Below are 17,298 nucleotides of genomic sequence, written 5' to 3'. Positions count from 1 at the left end.
AAGACTTTATAATAAATGTTTATTATCGTTTCGAGATATTTAATTCCAAAAGGGTATCAAGGGATAACTTTCTTCCCTTTTATTATTGTTGCAGATCACTATTGGAAGCAGAATCTAGTTATGGTTAATCATGAAAAAATTCATATTCGGCAGCAATTGGAAATGTTGATTTTGCCTTTTTTTATTTGGTACGGAATGGAGTTTTTGATCAGATGGATTATCTATCAAGATAAAAATATTGCCTACCAGAATATATCTTTTGAACGAGAAGCTTATGCAAATGAAAAAGACCTTAACTATTTAAAGCAAAGGTCTTTTTGGAAATTTTTAGATTATTTGTTTCTAAAATAAAATTTTCTTAATCACAGTTTCACCTGTCTGTAATTTTATTTTTAGTAGTAGTGTACTATTGTTTTTGTGAAGACCAAAAAGCGTTAAGAAATTACTGTTTACGTTATTATAGGTGTTTAATTTTTGCCCTAAAACATTGTAAACTATTATTGATTCCATTACAAGATTACTTGAACTTACTGTTACTTCCTCATTAGTTATGATTTTTATATTGTTTTCAATTGTATAATCAATAGTCCCTAACACATTATCGATATAGATTATTTTAAACCTATCTTTAATAGTTCCTGCGGTAGTTGTGAAATGATATGGATTTGTTTTTAAGTCATGAGTGATATTTAACAAATTATCTTTCAAATATATGTTTTGTGTATTAAACAATCCGTCTAAGGCTCCAATAGCAAAAGTATAATTTCCTTGTACAGGAGCTTTTATACCGATGAGGATTTCATCGTTTGTGTCAAAAGGTAAGCTTCTTCCCTGAATTTCATATACTTCGGTATCATTTTCAATCATTGAGAAAAGTTTCATTCCAGACGGCACTGCGGTTATTGCATCAAATAATGGGTCATAATTGTTTGTTGCATTTGTCGCATAACCTAAAAGTATTCTTGAAGATTGGCTATTTGCATCGACAAGATCAAGCCAAATTCTGTTTCTTTCAAATGAAAAATCAGAATTTATTGTATTACCGTTTTTGAAGAAATTACTGTTGTTATAAGGAAGTATTGAACCGTCATATCTCATGCTATTGTTAAAATTAATAGTGCCTGATCCAGTAGCACCATCAACCATTTGTACAAAAAATGCTTGGCCAGCTTTAATAATGTCTGCTATACTTGGTGTTGTTGAACCAAGATAATTTAATGTCAAATAATCATTTGCACTATAATTGTAAAGATATGAACCATAAAAAGGATTCGCAGCTCCATAAGTTGGGTCTATTCCATGGAGCCAAAGTTTTACATTTCCTAATATTTGACCAGTTGGGTTTGTAGTGATATCATAAGTGTTTAGTTGTAAAAATTTCAAGGCATTAATGGATGAAGGGTATGGATTACCAACTAAATTGTAATTGTCATTAAGATTTGTTATTTGGACACCATTAGCACCGTTGTATGGAACTCCAGTGTAACTTCCTCTTTCAACGGTGTATGGGATAATGCCATTAAATGGTGTTCCGTTAAATGTCACTGGAATACTACTAGCTGGCATACCAAAGCTACTTGAACCACGTATAATATATCCTCTTGCCCTTGTCATTATTCCACTAGCGGACTCCCAAAATCCCTGACTTATATTTCCACCAGCTCCGTTTCCATTATTTAAAATAGGGTTCCATTGATATCTATATCCCTGTGCTCCAATATCGTAAATAGACCCAATATTCTGATTAAATACTGGTGATGACCAATATACGTAGTCAGAACCTTTAATATTGGGTGCTATCCTTTTGTAAAAAATACTACCAGTATTAACTGCGGTGTCATTTATCTGGATTAAATTGGCATTATTATTGACTGTTAATGCTCCAGTTGAGGGTGACTGAACATCAATTTTATCCGTAATGATCAGATTTTGACTTGAGCCAACGGTTAAAGATGCATTGCTATAAACAGCTAAATTATAACCAACAGCATCAGGAGCAGCAGAAATTAGTGGATAGCGACCATTTCCAACTACAGGCACTACAACACAGTTAGCGTTAGTTGGAACACCACTTGGAGTCCAATTAGAGCTTACATTCCAATTTGTGTCAGTTGAACCATTCCATATTTTATTTCCATTAACAGTTACTACAACATTATCAGTGTACTTTAAGTTGGTTCCACTACAAAGTGCGTAGGTTACTTCTGCAGTGTAAGTTGTTGTAACAGTTGGGCATACATTTATAGTGTCTGTCGTTCCCAATTGCGTTCCAGATGTACCGTTTCCTTCGTACCATTTTATAGAGGTCAAGGAAGGGCCAGTTGGAGTAAATCGCCATGCTTCACCTGAGGCGGTCCAGTTGGTATCTAATCCATTTCTGCTTGGAGGTACTACAGCAGCTGTTCCAGTTGAATTTTGAATTCCTACTATAGCATTACCATTGTTCCAAGTTGAACAAACATTTTTTTCTTTAACATAAACTTCAATAACATTTGTGTTTTCATAGAGAACAATCATGCCTGTATATAGCTGAGAATTACAACTTGATGAAAACATAGGAATATCATTCCAAGACGCAACTAGCGCTCTACAACCAGTATTGAGTGTAATTAATTCCCATCCAACTTGACCACCTTTACTTGGATCTATATCCTGATAAACTCCAAAAATAGTATTCTTAAAAAGGGAAACATCAGGTAAATTAGTATTAAACGACCAAGTTGAATATCCGCCTGGAGAGTAGGTAGTGGTGTCAAAAGTTATAACCCCATTAGAACCAATTAGGCATTTATTGTAATTGTTGCCATAAAAACAGAAATTAAAAGGAAGGTTAATTGTAGATGACCATATATCATCAACGTTGACACTTACTGGATTCTGCAAGCATGTATATTGATAAGGTGGTGAATATGGGATAGAAGCAACACTGTAATTGGTGGCTTGATTTAATTGTAAATATGTAGCTTCTAAGTTAGCGCAAGTCAAAGAAGAACACATCATAGCTGCAGGGTTTGCTCCACTCAAGCCTTGACCTCCAGCTACTACTGAAGGACATTGATTTGTAGTTATACCGGTTCCATTTCCAACAGCACATGGGGTATAGTTTGTTGGTCCAAACCAGGCACTGGTATCAGAACCTCCACAATAAGAACGTACCCAGAAATAATATTTTAAACCTGGTGTTAAGCCAGTAAGTGTTACACCTATTACTCCAGCAGCAGTTGATCCTGTTGGAGTAGTTGCTGCTGTTGGTGCTATACCGGTAGTGTTTATAAAATAGTGGTACCCGCCCGAAGCAGGTGGAGTTGAAGCTGTCCAGTTTACTGTAATACTTGTTGTTGATAAAATATTGGCATACAAATCAGCTGGAGAAGGACAACTTGGCGTTGTGGCACAAATACCAAAAGTTCCATTATTGTCATTTCCATATTCCCAAACTCTTATATAAATAATTTGCCCAGGGGTTAACCCATTCATCGAGATATAAGACATAGATCCATTATTACTGTCGTCATCATCACATTCTAATAGGGTTAAGGAGCCACAAGTGCCTGAGTAAAATGCCATACCACTATCAGTCATGGCACCACTTTGTAAATCTACATCAAGTTCTCCAGTAGCAGGTACTACTGCTGTAAACCAAACATCTCCACCATCATAATTAGCACATCCTGGTGCAGTAACTCCACCAGTACCAGCTGCTCCTGAATTAGTATAAGTACTATAACTACAAGTGGTACTTACGGTTAAGGCTATAGCATTACAAGGTTCATCATTTGTAAGAGGTGGCGTTGGACAATTAATAGTAAAATTTACACTACCACCTGAAGAAGACTCAGGGTCTAATAAAATGTAATATTGGACACCAGCAGTTAAGGTAAAACTAGTAGTAGTTCCCGCTCCTGACAGGGTATCTATACAAGACCATCCTGCACTACTACATCCAGATAAGACTGGTTTAAATTGATAGTCAATATAGGTAAAAGAACTAGCTTGTGTGATAGTGAAATTTCCACTAGATGCTGGTGTGAAAGTATAAATTTTTTCTACTCCAGGGGTGGTCCATCCGCACGAAGAAGGGCTGTAACCTCCTATTCCAGATGGAATTGTAACAGTGTTTCCTGACCCACAAGATGCAATATTTGATATTGATGTGCAAGGGTTATAAGGCACAACGCAAGTTCTTGAAATGGTAAATGTTCCTGTATCAGAGCTTGTGCCTCCAGAATAATAATTGGCAATGTATACATAGTAAGTAACTCCTATGGCAGTTGTAAAAGTATAGGTCTCGGTGCCATTTGAAAGAGCAGAATCCTGACAAGCAATGTTAGTTAAGTTTCCGCAACTTCCACTAGAGATTGACAATTCGATATCATTATTTGTAGTAGTTACTGAAATAGTACTTGAATTCCCATCACCTGTAAAAGTATACCATACACCATAATTACTCATAAGACATCCAGTACCATGCGTATAACTTGCTGCAAGCACAGTTGTTCCAGCTAGATTTGAAGTGCCACAAGGTAAAGTAGTTGCATTTGCACATTGATTATTTGAAGGCGGTACGGGAGATGTTATACAAATTGTGAAGGTACCAGTATTTGTTCCGTTCCCGTTACTGTATACTCTTACATAATAGGTTTGTCCAGAAGTTAAACCAGTTAGGGTTGTTGTCTCAATACTTGATCCAGAAGTGTTATTAACACATATTGTTGATGCTAAACTAGCGCAATTTCCGTTGAATACTTCAAAAACGGCATTGTTAAGTGTTAACGGGGTAACTGTTACTATATGAGAAATCCCAGTGGCAACAAAGCGGAACCAAACATCGTCATCAGCATTTCCTGTACATCCTACTTGAGATTGTGTTGCACCTGTTGTAGTACCAGTAGAACTAATTATACAAGTCGAATTTGGATTTACAGTTAATAATACTGCTCCAGAACAATTATCATTAGTTATTGTAGTAGTTACTGTTCCTGTTTGATATGGGCTATCGCAACTGCCGTTGCTAGCTTTAACTCTATAGTAGTATACTGTTCCTCCGTTTAGACCAGATAAAGAATAAGTTATAGCTGTGCCAACTGAAAAAGGAGAGCCTGAAATAGGTGTTGAGTATCCAGAATCACTATAAACTTCCAAGGTATAATTTATTGTGGCAGCACTTCCCCCAGCTGGAGAAGCCCCCCATGTTATGGTACAACTTGTTCCAGTTATAGCTGAATTTACAGGAGCGCTTGATAAAGCCGCAACACATGTTATAGCATTGTTGCTTAATGGTGATGTAGTGAAATAGAAAGGTGCTCCAGAACAAGCATTATTGTATGAGAAAATATAATAATAATATTTTGTATTACTTGTTAAACTAGTATCTGAAAAAGATGTAGAAGTACTTGCAACAACACTTCCTTGTATGACTAGAGTTCCTACTCCAAAAGTTGTAGAGCCAACTGCATAGGTTGTCCCATTTATAGGTGAGGGTGGAGTGGCACTAGTACTTCTAACTATTAAATAACCACTTGGTATGGTGCTAGCATTCGTAAAAGCTCCAGCTATAGTAGTTGTAGTTATAGATGACAATACAAGGGATGTAGGTTGAGACGTTGGGGTAGTACAAGGAGTCAAACCAATTATATTGACAATATAATCTTCTGTTTCTCCATATGAACTATTTGATACCCCACAAGCTTGAGCAGTTGTAAGGGCACTGTCATCTCCCCCTCTAACTCTCATTCGGGTATTACCCAGTATAGCCCCTGCGGGTACAGGAATATTTAATGTTATAGTTCCACCTGATCCACCTGTTACTGTTGAAACTACTCCTTCAGTAGCTTCAAAAACCCCATTTTGATTAAAATCAATCCAAACCGCTGCATATTGACTGCTGCCCGAACCAAAAGTAATAGATATTGAGGCAGTCGTTGATTGAGAAAGATTAGGTATTGTTGCGGTGTTGTAAAAGGTATAATATGGAGATGCTGATGCTCCAGTTGAATTATTAAGTGTACCTAGAGACACATTTGTAATTTCATCTCCTCCAAATGAAGTTCCGTTACTATATGTTGGTGTACAATAACAAATTGCAGATGCAGTTGTAAAGATCCAAGTTATAGGAGTGCCAGTAGTAATGCCGCACGCATTTTTGGGTACTATTTTCCAATAATATGTGGTTGAAGCTAATAGTGCACCGGTTGTATATGATGTTGTGGCTACGTTAGATGTTATACTGCCAGGAAGACTGCCAGCTCCAAAGTAAACATCGTAGGATGTAGCACCAGCTGCTGCAGTCCATGAAACATTTGTAATAGCTCCCGAACCAGAATAACAAATTCCAGTTGATGAGTTAGCTGGAGAAGGAACAGTAGCTAAAGTGCTTGGACTGTTATTTACAACAACAGTTGCACTACCTTGGCCTGAACTCCAACAACCTGTTGAAATTATCTGTGATCTAATATAATATGTTCCTGAAGTAGTTGCATTATAAGTATTGGCACTATTAGAGGTATTCGTTCCCAAAGAAACAGTTTGCCAATAATAGTTTTCAGAACCCGGAGGTGCAGCAGCTCTTGTTAAAGTCACACCAGGAGGATTACATTGTGGAGAATCACTTGTTGGATTTCCAGGATTTGTTGGTAATGGGTTAACAGTTACAGCATAAGTTGCAGGAGTACAAGATCCTATAGTATAATTGACAGTTACTGTTCCTGCGGCTGTTCCAGTTAGAACTCCACCAGCAGTAATGGTGGCGGTGCCGGTTCCGTTGGTAACCGACCAAGTTCCTCCACCGTTTGGATTAGTAAATGCAGGTGTTGAAGCGCTAACACACACTGTTGCTGCTCCACCAGCAATTGCTCCTGGTGTTTGTTGAACGGTTAATGCTTTAGTTACGCTACAAGTTGATGGTAAAGTATACACGACATTAACTGTACCAGCAGTACTTCCAGTTGCAACACCTCCTATTGAAATTGTAGCAGAACCAGTTCCATTGGTAATTGACCAAGTTCCACCCGCAGTAGCATCAGTAAAAGCAACCGTATTAGCTCCTGTACAAACTGTAGCGGCTCCTCCAGCAATAGCAGCTGGTATTGGATTAACAGTCACAGAATAAGTTGCAGGAGTACAAGAACCTATAGTATAGTTAACGGTTACGGTTCCAGCGGCAGTACCAGTTAGAACACCACCCACAGATATAGTTGCGGTACCTGTTCCATTGGTAACTGACCAAGTTCCTCCAGCATTTGGATTAGTAAATGCAGGTGTTGAAGCACTAACACACACTGTCGCTGCTCCACCAGCAATTGCTCCTGGTGTTTGTTGAACGGTTAAGGCTTTAGTTACGCTACAAGTTGATGGTAAAGTATACACGACATTAACTGTACCAGCAGTACTTCCAGTTGCAACACCTCCTATTGAAATTGTAGCAGAACCAGTTCCATTGGTGATTGACCAAGTTCCACCTGCAGTAGCATCAGTAAAAGCAACTGTATTTGCTCCTGTGCAAACTGTAGCGGCACCTCCAGCAATAGCAGCCGGTATTGGATTTACAGTTACTGAATATGTTGCAGGAATACAAGACCCTATGGTATAGTTCACGGTTACAGTTCCAGCGGCAGTTCCGGTAAGAACACCGCCCGCGGTTATAGTTGCGGTTCCTGTTCCGTTGGTAACTGACCAAGTTCCTCCGGCATTTGGATTAGTGAAAGCAGGCGTTGAAGCACTAACACACACTGTTGCGGTCCCACCAGCAATTGCTCCGGGGCTTTGTTGAACGGTTAATGCTTTAGTCACGCTACAAGTCGTTGGTAAAGTATAAACTACGGTTATAGTACCAGCCGTAGTACCTGTAACATCCCCAGTTGTTGAAATGGATGCTGAACCAGTTCCGTTTATGATAGACCAAGTTCCGCCAGCTGTTATGTTTGTTAAAGTCGTCGTTGTACCAGTACATACAGTTGCTGCTCCTGAAATACTTGCAGGTAGTGGGTTTACAGTAAAAGTTCCTATACTAGTTGCAGTTCCACCAGCTGTTGTTACACTGACGGTTCCAGTTGTTCCTGCACCAATTACGGCAACTAATGTACTTCCGTCATTTGATGTTATTGATGAAACCGAAGTGCCTCCAATTTTTACGTTTGCTGCAGTAGCCCCTAACAGATTAGTTCCAGTAATTGTTATACTTGAACCGACGCAACCACTTGAAGGTGTCAATAAGTTTGTTATGGTGGGAGGTAATGAATGAGTAACACAAATAGTAAAGCCATTAGAAATTAAATCCCCTTGAAAATCGTGTACTTGTATTTTGTAAAAGTTTCCAACTGTTAATCCAGTTAGAGTAAGTGTTTCTATTCCACCATCAGCTGTATTATCAATACAACTTCCACCTGTAGGACTACCAGCAACTCCACAAGTATTAATTACACTCAAAACAGGGTCAAAACCAGTGATTCCATCAACAGTGACAATGTGTGTTGTAGTAACTGCTTGGAATTGAAACCAAACTGCATTTTCTGCACCAGTTGTACAATCTCCTACTTCATTGTTGTCAGTAGCCCCAGAAGTTGAACCATTAATAGTAACACAACTTGTGTTGGAGGTTAATAATTGCGCATTGGAACATTTATCATTAGTTATAATAACAAATGATGAAAGACTCATGTTGTTATTGGTTGAATTTCCAACTCTAACATAATAAGTAACGCCAGAAGTCAATCCTGATAAACTCAGTGTTTCAGTATGTCCACCAGTTGATGTGGTTGCATTAGCACAACTCATGAATGTTAATCCTACTCCACATGTTCCAGAATAAGCATACAATATGGGATTTCTATTTGTAGCGGTAGTAATTATGTTAGCTTCAGTCCCATTTGCTACAAAACTAAACCAACCGTCTCTTACTGGAGATTGTCCATTGCATGTAGCTGGTGTTGGATCATTAACTGTTGCATCTGTGATTGAAAAAGTTGTATATTCTTGATTCAAATTTACTGCAGTAGCTGTAGCACAAGATGCACCTTGACCTGTGGCATTACTAAAACAACAAAGAAGTATAACTATAAAAGCAATGTTTTTAAAAGATACAATGTTTTTTATAACTTCATTAGGTATTTTTTGAGAATTTTTTTTGAAGTAGTTCTTTTTCATATATCATTTATTGTTTGGGGGAGAAATTCGTTATTGAATCCAATTTCTGTAGCTTACATTTCTTTTAAATTAGGTATAGCAAATAAAAATAGTGTTTTTTTAGGTGGCAAATCAATAAAATAGATATAATACAAATATTATCGGTGAATTGCATTTTTTGAATTTTAACAAAATAAATTTAATTATAACTATTCTTTCAAATTTTACAAAGCCAAAAAACAAAAAGCAACTTTAAAAATGGTATATCAATATTTTTGCTCTATTTACATCAATAAACTAACTAAAAAAACATAAAATTAGTTACGATTTGATTTTATTTTCGGTTTTAAAAATCTTGGAGTTGTTAAATAAAAATTTCTTTCTAGGTTTGAAAATGAAATAGATATAAAAATATTTCTATTTTTGTAATATAACAATTGAATTTATGAAAAGAGTAGTGCTTGTTTTTTGGATTGTGTTTTCTGTAAACTTAATTTCTGCGCAGATTTATGTTAAAGGTACAAGTTACATTTTTAATAAAGGAACTGTAGTTTATTCTAAAGGAAATTTAGAACTTAATGGTGCTAGTAGTAATTTTTACTTAAGAAATGAAGGACAGTTTCTCCAAGGCACCACAGGAACGTCAACTAACTTAGGTCTTGGTAAATTTTCTGTTTTTCAAGAAGGAACTGTAAATAATTATGCCTATAACTATTGGTGTTCTCCTGTAGGAAACGCTTCTACGACTGTTGGAAATGAAGATTTTGGAATTACTATGCTGAATGTGCCAACATCAAATATTTCAAGTACTGCCGCAACCATTACCAGTGCAAGTTATAATGGATCATCTTCGGCTGGTGCATTGACAATAGCTTCGTATTGGATATTTAAATTTTTATCTCAGGCGAATTATTCAGGTTGGGTACAGTCAGCTGCAACAACCAATATTTCTGCTGGTCAAGGGTTTACTATGAAAGGAGCAAGTGGTTCAGATGCTACAAATGTTGGGGAAACCGCTTTAAATAATCCAGGAAGTGCCCAAAGATATGATTTTAGAGGAAAACCTAATGATGGCAATATAACCGTGAATGTTGCAACAAATAACTATACATTAACAGGTAATCCTTATCCTTCAGCTTTGCATGTAAATGCTTTTTTATTGGATGCAACTAATACTGCATGCACAGGTATTGCTTATTATTGGGAGCAAGATAAAACGGTGAATTCACATGTTTTGCTTGCTTATAAAGGTGGTTATGGTACTTATTCTCCAGTATCTTTAGTTTCAACTGGTATTTATGTTCCTGCTACTTTTGACACCTATACTATCTCTGGTACAATTAATACAACAGGATCTTCTTCAGGACTAGTTATCTCAAGAAAATATGCTCCAATAGGACAAGGGTTTATGGTTAAAGGAGCATCGAATGGTTCGATCACTTTAATGAATTCTCACAGATTTTACTATAAAGAAAGTACATTGGCCACATCTCATTTTGAAAAATTTAGTAATTCAATAAATCAGACTGATAATCAAAGCGATACTACAGTTTCTCATATTAGATTAAACACTTCTTTTAATGGCTTATACACTAGACAGATTGCGTTGGCTTTTGTTGGTGGTGCTACTGATGGAGTTGACAGAGGAATTGATGCTGAAAGTCCAGCTGGTGCAGATTTAGCTAACGACTCTTATTTTGTATTACAAAATGGGAAATACGTCATACAAGGAATTGAATTTGATACAAATAAAAGGCTGCCACTTGGATTAAAAATAACCGATAATACCACAGTGAAGTTTGATTTGGCTGATGAAATTAATTTTGATTCTAATCAAGATGTTTTTATTTATGACTCACTCGATAATTCTTATCACAATTTAAAGACTGATGGTTATTCCGTAACGCTTTCTACAGGTGTTTATAATGATCGTTTTCAACTAACGTTTAAAAGTGAGGCATTATCAGTTATTCATCCAATAAAAGATAATGTGATTGTTTTTCAAGACAATGCAAACCAACAAATGGTGATTTCTAATCCCAATTTATTAGATATAAAAACAGTGGTTTTATATGATATTTCGGGTAAACAATTGTTTGAAAAAACAAATTTACAGTCAAAAAGCAGCTATGAATTTTCTACTTCTTCCTTTAGTGATGGAGTATATTTAGTCAAAATACAATCTAGTGATGGACAAAGTTTTGGACAAAAAATTATAGTTTCTTCCAAATAAAAATGACATTGAAGCGATTTTATATCGCTTTTTTTGTAGCATCCCATTTCCATAAATTACTTTTGAATAATGAGGTTTTTAGAGAGTAACAATCAAGAAATTATATTCGAAAATACTGACGTCACCCTTTTTATAAAGCGTGAGGATTTGTTACATCCTTTAATTTCAGGAAATAAATTCAGGAAACTTAAATACAATTTGGCGCAAGCCAAAGTCGAAAAGAAAGATACATTATTGACCTTTGGAGGTGCTTTTTCAAACCATATTTTAGCAGTAGCTGCTGCTGGGAAGGAATATGACTTTAAAACTATTGGGGTTATTAGAGGTGAAGAATTAATTAGCCAAATTGAAGAAAATCCAACTTTGAAAAGAGCTCAAGAATTAGGAATGATTTTTGAGTTTGTATCCCGTGAAGATTATAGAGAAAAAGAAACTCCTAAATTCTTAAATCAGTTGAAAGAAAAGTTTGGTAATTTTTATCTATTGCCTGAAGGCGGAACTAATCTTTTGGCTGTAAAAGGATGTGAAGAGATTTTGAATGAAGGAGATGCCACATTTGATTATATATGTTGTGCAGTTGGAACAGGTGGTACTATTTCTGGAATTATTAATTGTTCAAAAAATAGTCAACAAGTTTTGGGTTTTCCTGCTTTAAAGGGTGATTTTTTAAGAAAAGATATTAGTAAATTTGTTACCAATTCAAATTGGGAATTAATTACAGACTATCATTTTGAAGGTTATGCAAAAGTTTCAAAAGAATTGATAACTTTTATAAACGAGTTTTATAACAAATACAACATTCCTTTAGATCCAATTTATACTGGAAAAATGATGTTTGGTATTTTTGATTTGATAGAAAAAAAATATTTTCCAAAAAACTCAAGAATTTTAGTAATTCATACTGGAGGTTTGCAGGGAATTATGGGAATGAATAAGCTCTTAAGACAAAAAAAACAATTAGAAATTACAATCAATGATTAAGAAAACCATTTTACTGTTATTTATGATTTTTGTTGCTTCATGCAATGCGCATCAATCAGTTGTTAGAACTACAAAACCTGACCCTAGAAAATCGGAAAGACCAGTTGTTCAAAGAGTGAAAAAACCAATTTACAGACCGTCTTCTTCTGTTAGAAAATCTGTAGCAATAACCCAAAAGGACACACCAACTACAGGTAGTTTTTCAAATGCTACTGAAATTTTAGAAGCAACAACAAGAGTAAAAGTGACCACCAAAATGGTCTTAGATTATATTGAAAAATATAAAGAGGTTGCTAAAGATAATATGCTTAAAACAGGAATACCTTCCAGTATAACCTTAGGTCAAGCCATATTAGAGTCTGGAGCGGGCACAGGACCATTGAGTGTTCAAGCTAATAATCATTTTGGAATAAAATGTCATAAAGAGTGGACAGGGCCTAGTATTAAATATACCGATGATGAAGAAAATGAATGTTTCAGAAAATATGACGATCCAAGTCAATCATTCAAAGACCACTCTTACTTTTTAACGAGCAGACCTAGATATGCTGAGCTTTTTGAATTTCAAAAAGACGATTACAGAAGTTGGGCTTATGGTTTGAAAGCCGCGGGCTATGCCACTGATAGACAATATCCAGACAAACTTATTGCATTGATAGAAAAGTATCAGTTAAACAAATTTGATGCAGAAGTTTTAGGTAAAGATTTTGTACCAACGAGAACTGTTGTGAGTAAGCCTATTGCCTATTCAGATGATGTTCAAAAATATACTGTAGTTAAAGGGGATTCATTATACTCTATTTCTAAAAAGTTCAATATTTCTATTGAAGACTTAAAGAAGAAAAATAATTTAAATGATAATACTTTGGCTCTTGGGCAAAGTATAATTGTCAAATAATTTCATACTAAAACTCACATTTCAAATATGATTTATCAAAGAAGCAGTCAGCTATTTGCTGAAGCCGAAAAAGTAATTCCTGGTGGAGTAAATTCTCCAGTAAGGGCATTCAAAGGTGTTGGGGGAACTCCCGTTTTTGCCAAAAGCGCCAAAGGAGCTTATCTCTATGATGAAGACGGAAACCGATTAATTGATTATATTAATTCATGGGGTCCAATGATATTAGGTCATGCCTTTCAACCTGTAGTTGACGCCATTATAGAAAAAGCCCAAAAAGGAACTTCCTTTGGAATGCCTACAGAGTTAGAAACTAAAATTGCTGAATTGGCTGTTTCCATGGTTCCAAATATTGATAAAATCCGATTTGTAAATTCCGGTACAGAAGCTTGTATGAGTGCCATTCGTTTGGCAAGAGGATTTACTAAAAGAGACAAGATTATTAAATTTGCAGGCTGCTATCACGGACATTCCGATTCATTCTTAATTCAAGCTGGAAGCGGTGCTAGTACTTTTGGAACTCCAAATAGCCCTGGAGTTACGCAAGGAACAGCTAAAGATACTCTATTGGCAAATTATAATGATCTTGATAATGTTAAAGCCTTATTTGAAGCCAATAAAAATGAAATTGCAGCTATTATTATTGAGCCTGTGGCAGGTAACATGGGCTGTGTTCCGCCAAAAGATGGCTTTTTAGAATCATTAAGACAACTTTGCGATGAGTATAATTCTTTGCTGATTTTTGATGAAGTAATGACAGGATTTCGTTTAGCTAAAGGAGGAGTTCAAGAATTATATAATGTAAAAGCGGATGTTGTTTGTTTTGGGAAAGTTATTGGTGGGGGGTTGCCAGTAGGTGCCTTTGCCGCTAGAAACGAAATCATGAATTATTTGTCTCCCCTCGGACCAGTTTACCAAGCTGGAACACTCTCTGGAAATCCTCTAGCAATGGCTGCTGGATTTGCCATGTTGCAAACGCTAAATAATGATACTGCTATATTCAAAAGACTAGAAGAAAAAACCGCTTATTTGCATAATGGAATTCAGAAAGTATTATCAGACAATAAAATCGTATTTACCATAAATAGAGTAGGGTCAATGATTTCTGTCCATTTTGATGCTAATCCTGTTTATGATTTTCAAACCGCCAAAAATGGAGATAATGAAACCTTCAAAAAGTTTTTTCACGGACTATTAAGTGAAGGTATTTACATTGCGCCATCTGCTTATGAAACTTGGTTTATCACAGATGCTTTGACTTATGAGGATTTAGATTTTACTATACAAGCGATTGATAAAGTTTCAAAAAGTTTATAAATAAAAAAAGCCCCAATTTAATTGGGGCTTTTTTTATGAAAGTTATAAAAACCTAGTTTATTAATTTTTTGAATAAAGCTGGATTTTTCTCTAATTTATCCATTTGCTTTGCATCTAATGTAGCTCTGATTTTTGCTTCAATAACTCTAGTTAATTCAGTTCTTCTTTCTTGACTTAAATCTTTAGATTCAAGAATACTATTTTTTTGTTCAAAAAGTCTAACAAAGTTTTCACTCATTGTTTGGTCTAATGCAAGATACTCAGTCAATTCAGCAGCTTCTTTTTTTCCTTTTTCAGAGGATGTTAAACTTTTTTTATCTTGTGCATTTGCATTTACTGAAAATGCTAATAGTAACGTTAAGGCAGCAATTAATTTTTTCATTTGTTTGTTATTTAGTAGAATAATAACTCCAAAGCTAATTTATTTTGATTAAAACTCAAAATATATTTTTTTATTTTCTTTCAGGAAGTTTATCAGAATCTTTTCTTTCTCTTCTTTCCATCATCTTTTCTTTCATTTTTTCTTTTCTTTCATCACGGATTTTCTCCCATTTAGCATACTGTTCTGCAGTTAATATTTTTTTCATATCTGCACTCATCGCAGCTTGATCAGCTTCCATTTGAGCTCTCATGTCTTTTCTTGCTTGCGCTTTGTTTTCTTTCATTTCTGCTCGCTTGGCTTCTCTTTTTTCCATTTCTTTAGCAACTAGAGCTTTAACATCTGCGACTTGTTTTTCGTTTAAACTCAAATCTTTTGTCATTCTTTTTACCTGAAAATCAATCTTTTGTTCTGGAGTTAATTTTTCTCGGTCCATTTTTCTTCCTTCTTGCTCTTGTGCAAATGCTGTTATTCCAACGGCTAATAATGCAGCTAAAAATACTTTTTTCATTTTTTATAGTTTTTTAAATTAATGTGACCATTGGACAAAGGCTTTTTTAAAAGGTTTAATAGTTAACAAAACTTTACAAAAACTTTTGTTTTATTTTATTTTCTTTAGTTTAACACTACGGTCTTATTATCTCCTTCTACTACTACCTTTGTTAGACCTATTTTAGCTAATCCTTTCATAGCAGCATCCCATTTTTTTCCGCTCAATTGAGATTTTTCTTTTAGTTGTCCTAAAGGCTGATTGTTCTCTAATTTCAGTAAACTGATGATCAATTTTTCGTCCTCCGTTAAATCCAATTGTTTTTTTTCTGGTCTCATTTGAGGGAAGAAAAGCACTTCTTGAATGGAAGGATTATTAGTTAAAAACATAATCAATCGGTCCATACCAATTCCCATTCCTGAGGTTGGTGGCATTCCGTATTCTAGGGCTCTTAAGAAATCATTGTCAATGAATTGAGTCGCTTCATCATCACCTCGTTCTGCTAATTTTAATTGGGCTTCAAAACGTTCTCTTTGGTCAATTGGGTCGTTCAATTCTGAATAGGCATTAGCAATTTCTTTACCACAAACCATCAACTCAAAACGTTCTGTCAAATCTGGATTGTCTCTGTGTTCTTTGCAAAGCGGAGACATTTCTTTTGGATAATCTGTGATGAAAGTTGGTTGAATAAAATTGCCTTCGCATTTCGCGCCAAAAATCTCATCGATAAGTTTTCCTTTGCCCATGGTTTCATCTACTTCAATCCCCATTCCTTTGGCCGCTGCAAAAATCTCAGCTTCACTTTTACCTGAAATATCAAAGCCAGTAAAGTTTTTAATAGCATCTGTCATTGTAACACGGGTATAAGGAGCTTTGAAATTTACTTTGTGCTCCCCAAAAGTAGCTTCAGTAGTTCCATTCACTTCTTGAGCACAATATTCCAATAAGTTTTCAGCAAACTCCATCATCCAATTGTAATCTTTATAGGAAACATAAATTTCCATGGCCGTGAATTCTGGATTGTGGGTTCTGTCCATACCTTCATTTCTGAAGTTTTTCGAGAATTCATATACGCCGTCAAATCCACCAACAATTAATCTTTTCAAATACAATTCGTTAGCAATTCGCATGTATAACGGAATATCCAAACTATTGTGATGTGTAATAAAAGGTCTTGCAGCAGCTCCACCAGCTATCGATTGCAATACTGGAGTTTCTACTTCCATATATCCCGCTGCATTAAAAAAGTTACGCATGGCGGTAAATAATTTGGTCCTTTTGATGAATACTTCTTTCACATGCGGATTGACTACTAAATCAACATAACGCATTCTGTATCTTAACTCGGCATCATTAAAGGCATCGTGTACATTCCCTTCTTCATCTTTCTTTGGTAGTGGTAACGGACGTAAAGTTTTGCTCAAAAATGTAAACTTATCCACTCGTATGGACTTTTCACCAACTTTAGTTAAGAACATTTCCCCTTCCACTCCGATGAAGTCTCCTAAGTCAGTTAATTTTCTGAACACTTGTGTATATAATGTTTTGTCTTCGCCAGGGCAAAGAACATCACGGTTGAAATACAACTGAATTCTACCTTCACTATCTTGTAATTCTACGAAAGAGGCTTTTCCCATATCGCGATCACTCATGATTCTTCCGGCCAAAATCACCTGTTTCCCTTCTTCAAAATGTTCCTTAACCTGCTTTGAAGTATGGTTTACTGGGAATAAATTGGCTGGATAAGGGTTGATTCCTAATTCGCGCAAAGCGTTTAGTTTGTCTCTTCTGATGATTTCTTGTTCCGAAAGTTGCATATCGTATGGTATTAAGCGGGCAAAGATAGGGATAAGTGATAAAGTTTCAAAGGGACAAAATTTGAA

Annotated in this window: 9 protein-coding genes; 5 read left to right on the top strand and 4 right to left on the bottom strand. The window is 35.6% G+C overall.

Annotated elements, in window-relative coordinates:
• Nucleotides 1-15: 15 nt before the first annotated feature.
• On the top strand, nucleotides 16-351 hold the full coding sequence (locus tag OLM53_RS07175; RefSeq protein WP_264522349.1) for a hypothetical protein: 336 nt from the start codon (nucleotides 16-18) through the stop codon (nucleotides 349-351).
• On the opposite strand, the gene OLM53_RS07170 is transcribed toward OLM53_RS07175, so the two are convergent.
• Nucleotides 343-9,141, bottom strand: a complete 8,799-nt coding sequence (locus OLM53_RS07170) for a fibronectin type III domain-containing protein (protein ID WP_264522348.1) — start codon at nucleotides 9,139-9,141, stop codon at nucleotides 343-345. The genes OLM53_RS07175 and OLM53_RS07170 overlap by 9 nt on opposite strands.
• Nucleotides 9,142-9,565: 424 nt before the next feature.
• On the opposite strand from OLM53_RS07170, the gene OLM53_RS07165 reads away from it, so the two are divergent.
• The 4 genes from OLM53_RS07165 to hemL all read left to right on the top strand — a co-directional run bounded on the left by OLM53_RS07165 (nucleotide 9,566) and on the right by hemL (nucleotide 14,546).
• Complete coding sequence (locus OLM53_RS07165; RefSeq protein WP_264522347.1) at nucleotides 9,566-11,353, top strand: T9SS type A sorting domain-containing protein; 1,788 nt, start codon at nucleotides 9,566-9,568, stop codon at nucleotides 11,351-11,353.
• A gap of 69 nt (nucleotides 11,354-11,422) precedes the next feature.
• Nucleotides 11,423-12,334: a 1-aminocyclopropane-1-carboxylate deaminase/D-cysteine desulfhydrase gene (locus OLM53_RS07160; protein WP_264522346.1), complete on the top strand. Its 912-nt coding sequence runs from the start codon at nucleotides 11,423-11,425 to the stop codon at nucleotides 12,332-12,334.
• The gene (locus tag OLM53_RS07155) at nucleotides 12,327-13,232 is read left to right on the top strand and encodes a glucosaminidase domain-containing protein (RefSeq protein WP_264522345.1); all 906 of its coding nucleotides are present in this window, start codon (nucleotides 12,327-12,329) and stop codon (nucleotides 13,230-13,232) included. The genes OLM53_RS07160 and OLM53_RS07155 overlap by 8 nt, the downstream gene beginning before the upstream one ends.
• A gap of 27 nt (nucleotides 13,233-13,259) precedes the next feature.
• Complete coding sequence (hemL, locus tag OLM53_RS07150; protein ID WP_264522344.1) at nucleotides 13,260-14,546, top strand: glutamate-1-semialdehyde 2,1-aminomutase; 1,287 nt, start codon at nucleotides 13,260-13,262, stop codon at nucleotides 14,544-14,546.
• 52 nt (nucleotides 14,547-14,598) lie between these two features.
• Here the strand turns inward: hemL and OLM53_RS07145 are convergent, their stop codons facing one another.
• The 3 genes from OLM53_RS07145 to lysS form a co-directional block, all read right to left on the bottom strand.
• Nucleotides 14,599-14,928: a hypothetical protein gene (locus OLM53_RS07145; RefSeq protein WP_264522343.1), complete on the bottom strand. Its 330-nt coding sequence runs from the start codon at nucleotides 14,926-14,928 to the stop codon at nucleotides 14,599-14,601.
• 70 nt (nucleotides 14,929-14,998) lie between these two features.
• Nucleotides 14,999-15,436 carry a hypothetical protein gene (locus OLM53_RS07140; protein ID WP_264522342.1) on the bottom strand — a complete coding sequence of 146 codons (438 nt, stop codon included), beginning with the start codon at nucleotides 15,434-15,436 and terminating at the stop codon, nucleotides 14,999-15,001.
• A 104-nt stretch (nucleotides 15,437-15,540) separates the two neighbouring features.
• Nucleotides 15,541-17,232, bottom strand: coding sequence for a lysine--tRNA ligase (gene lysS, locus OLM53_RS07135; protein WP_264522341.1), 1,692 nt, complete (start codon nucleotides 17,230-17,232; stop codon nucleotides 15,541-15,543).
• Between the last annotated feature and the right edge of the window lie 66 nt (nucleotides 17,233-17,298).

The organism is Flavobacterium sp. N1994, from assembly GCF_025947145.1.
Taxonomy (GTDB): Bacteria; Bacteroidota; Bacteroidia; order Flavobacteriales; family Flavobacteriaceae; genus Flavobacterium.
Note: the sequence above shows the minus strand (reverse complement) of the source record. Positions and strands in the feature narration are given on the sequence as shown.

Bases quoted from the DNA above. Each gene is read 5' to 3' on its own strand.
- OLM53_RS07175 (WP_264522349.1), top strand. From the start codon at position 16: ATGTTTATTATCGTTTCGAGATATTTAATTCCAAAAGGGTATCAAGGG.
- OLM53_RS07170 (WP_264522348.1), bottom strand. From the start codon at position 9,141: ATGAAAAAGAACTACTTCAAAAAAAATTCTCAAAAAATACCTAATGAA.
- OLM53_RS07165 (WP_264522347.1), top strand. From the start codon at position 9,566: ATGAAAAGAGTAGTGCTTGTTTTTTGGATTGTGTTTTCTGTAAACTTA.
- OLM53_RS07160 (WP_264522346.1), top strand. From the start codon at position 11,423: ATGAGGTTTTTAGAGAGTAACAATCAAGAAATTATATTCGAAAATACT.
- OLM53_RS07155 (WP_264522345.1), top strand. From the start codon at position 12,327: ATGATTAAGAAAACCATTTTACTGTTATTTATGATTTTTGTTGCTTCA.
- hemL (WP_264522344.1), top strand. From the start codon at position 13,260: ATGATTTATCAAAGAAGCAGTCAGCTATTTGCTGAAGCCGAAAAAGTA.
- OLM53_RS07145 (WP_264522343.1), bottom strand. From the start codon at position 14,928: ATGAAAAAATTAATTGCTGCCTTAACGTTACTATTAGCATTTTCAGTA.
- OLM53_RS07140 (WP_264522342.1), bottom strand. From the start codon at position 15,436: ATGAAAAAAGTATTTTTAGCTGCATTATTAGCCGTTGGAATAACAGCA.
- lysS (WP_264522341.1), bottom strand. From the start codon at position 17,232: ATGCAACTTTCGGAACAAGAAATCATCAGAAGAGACAAACTAAACGCT.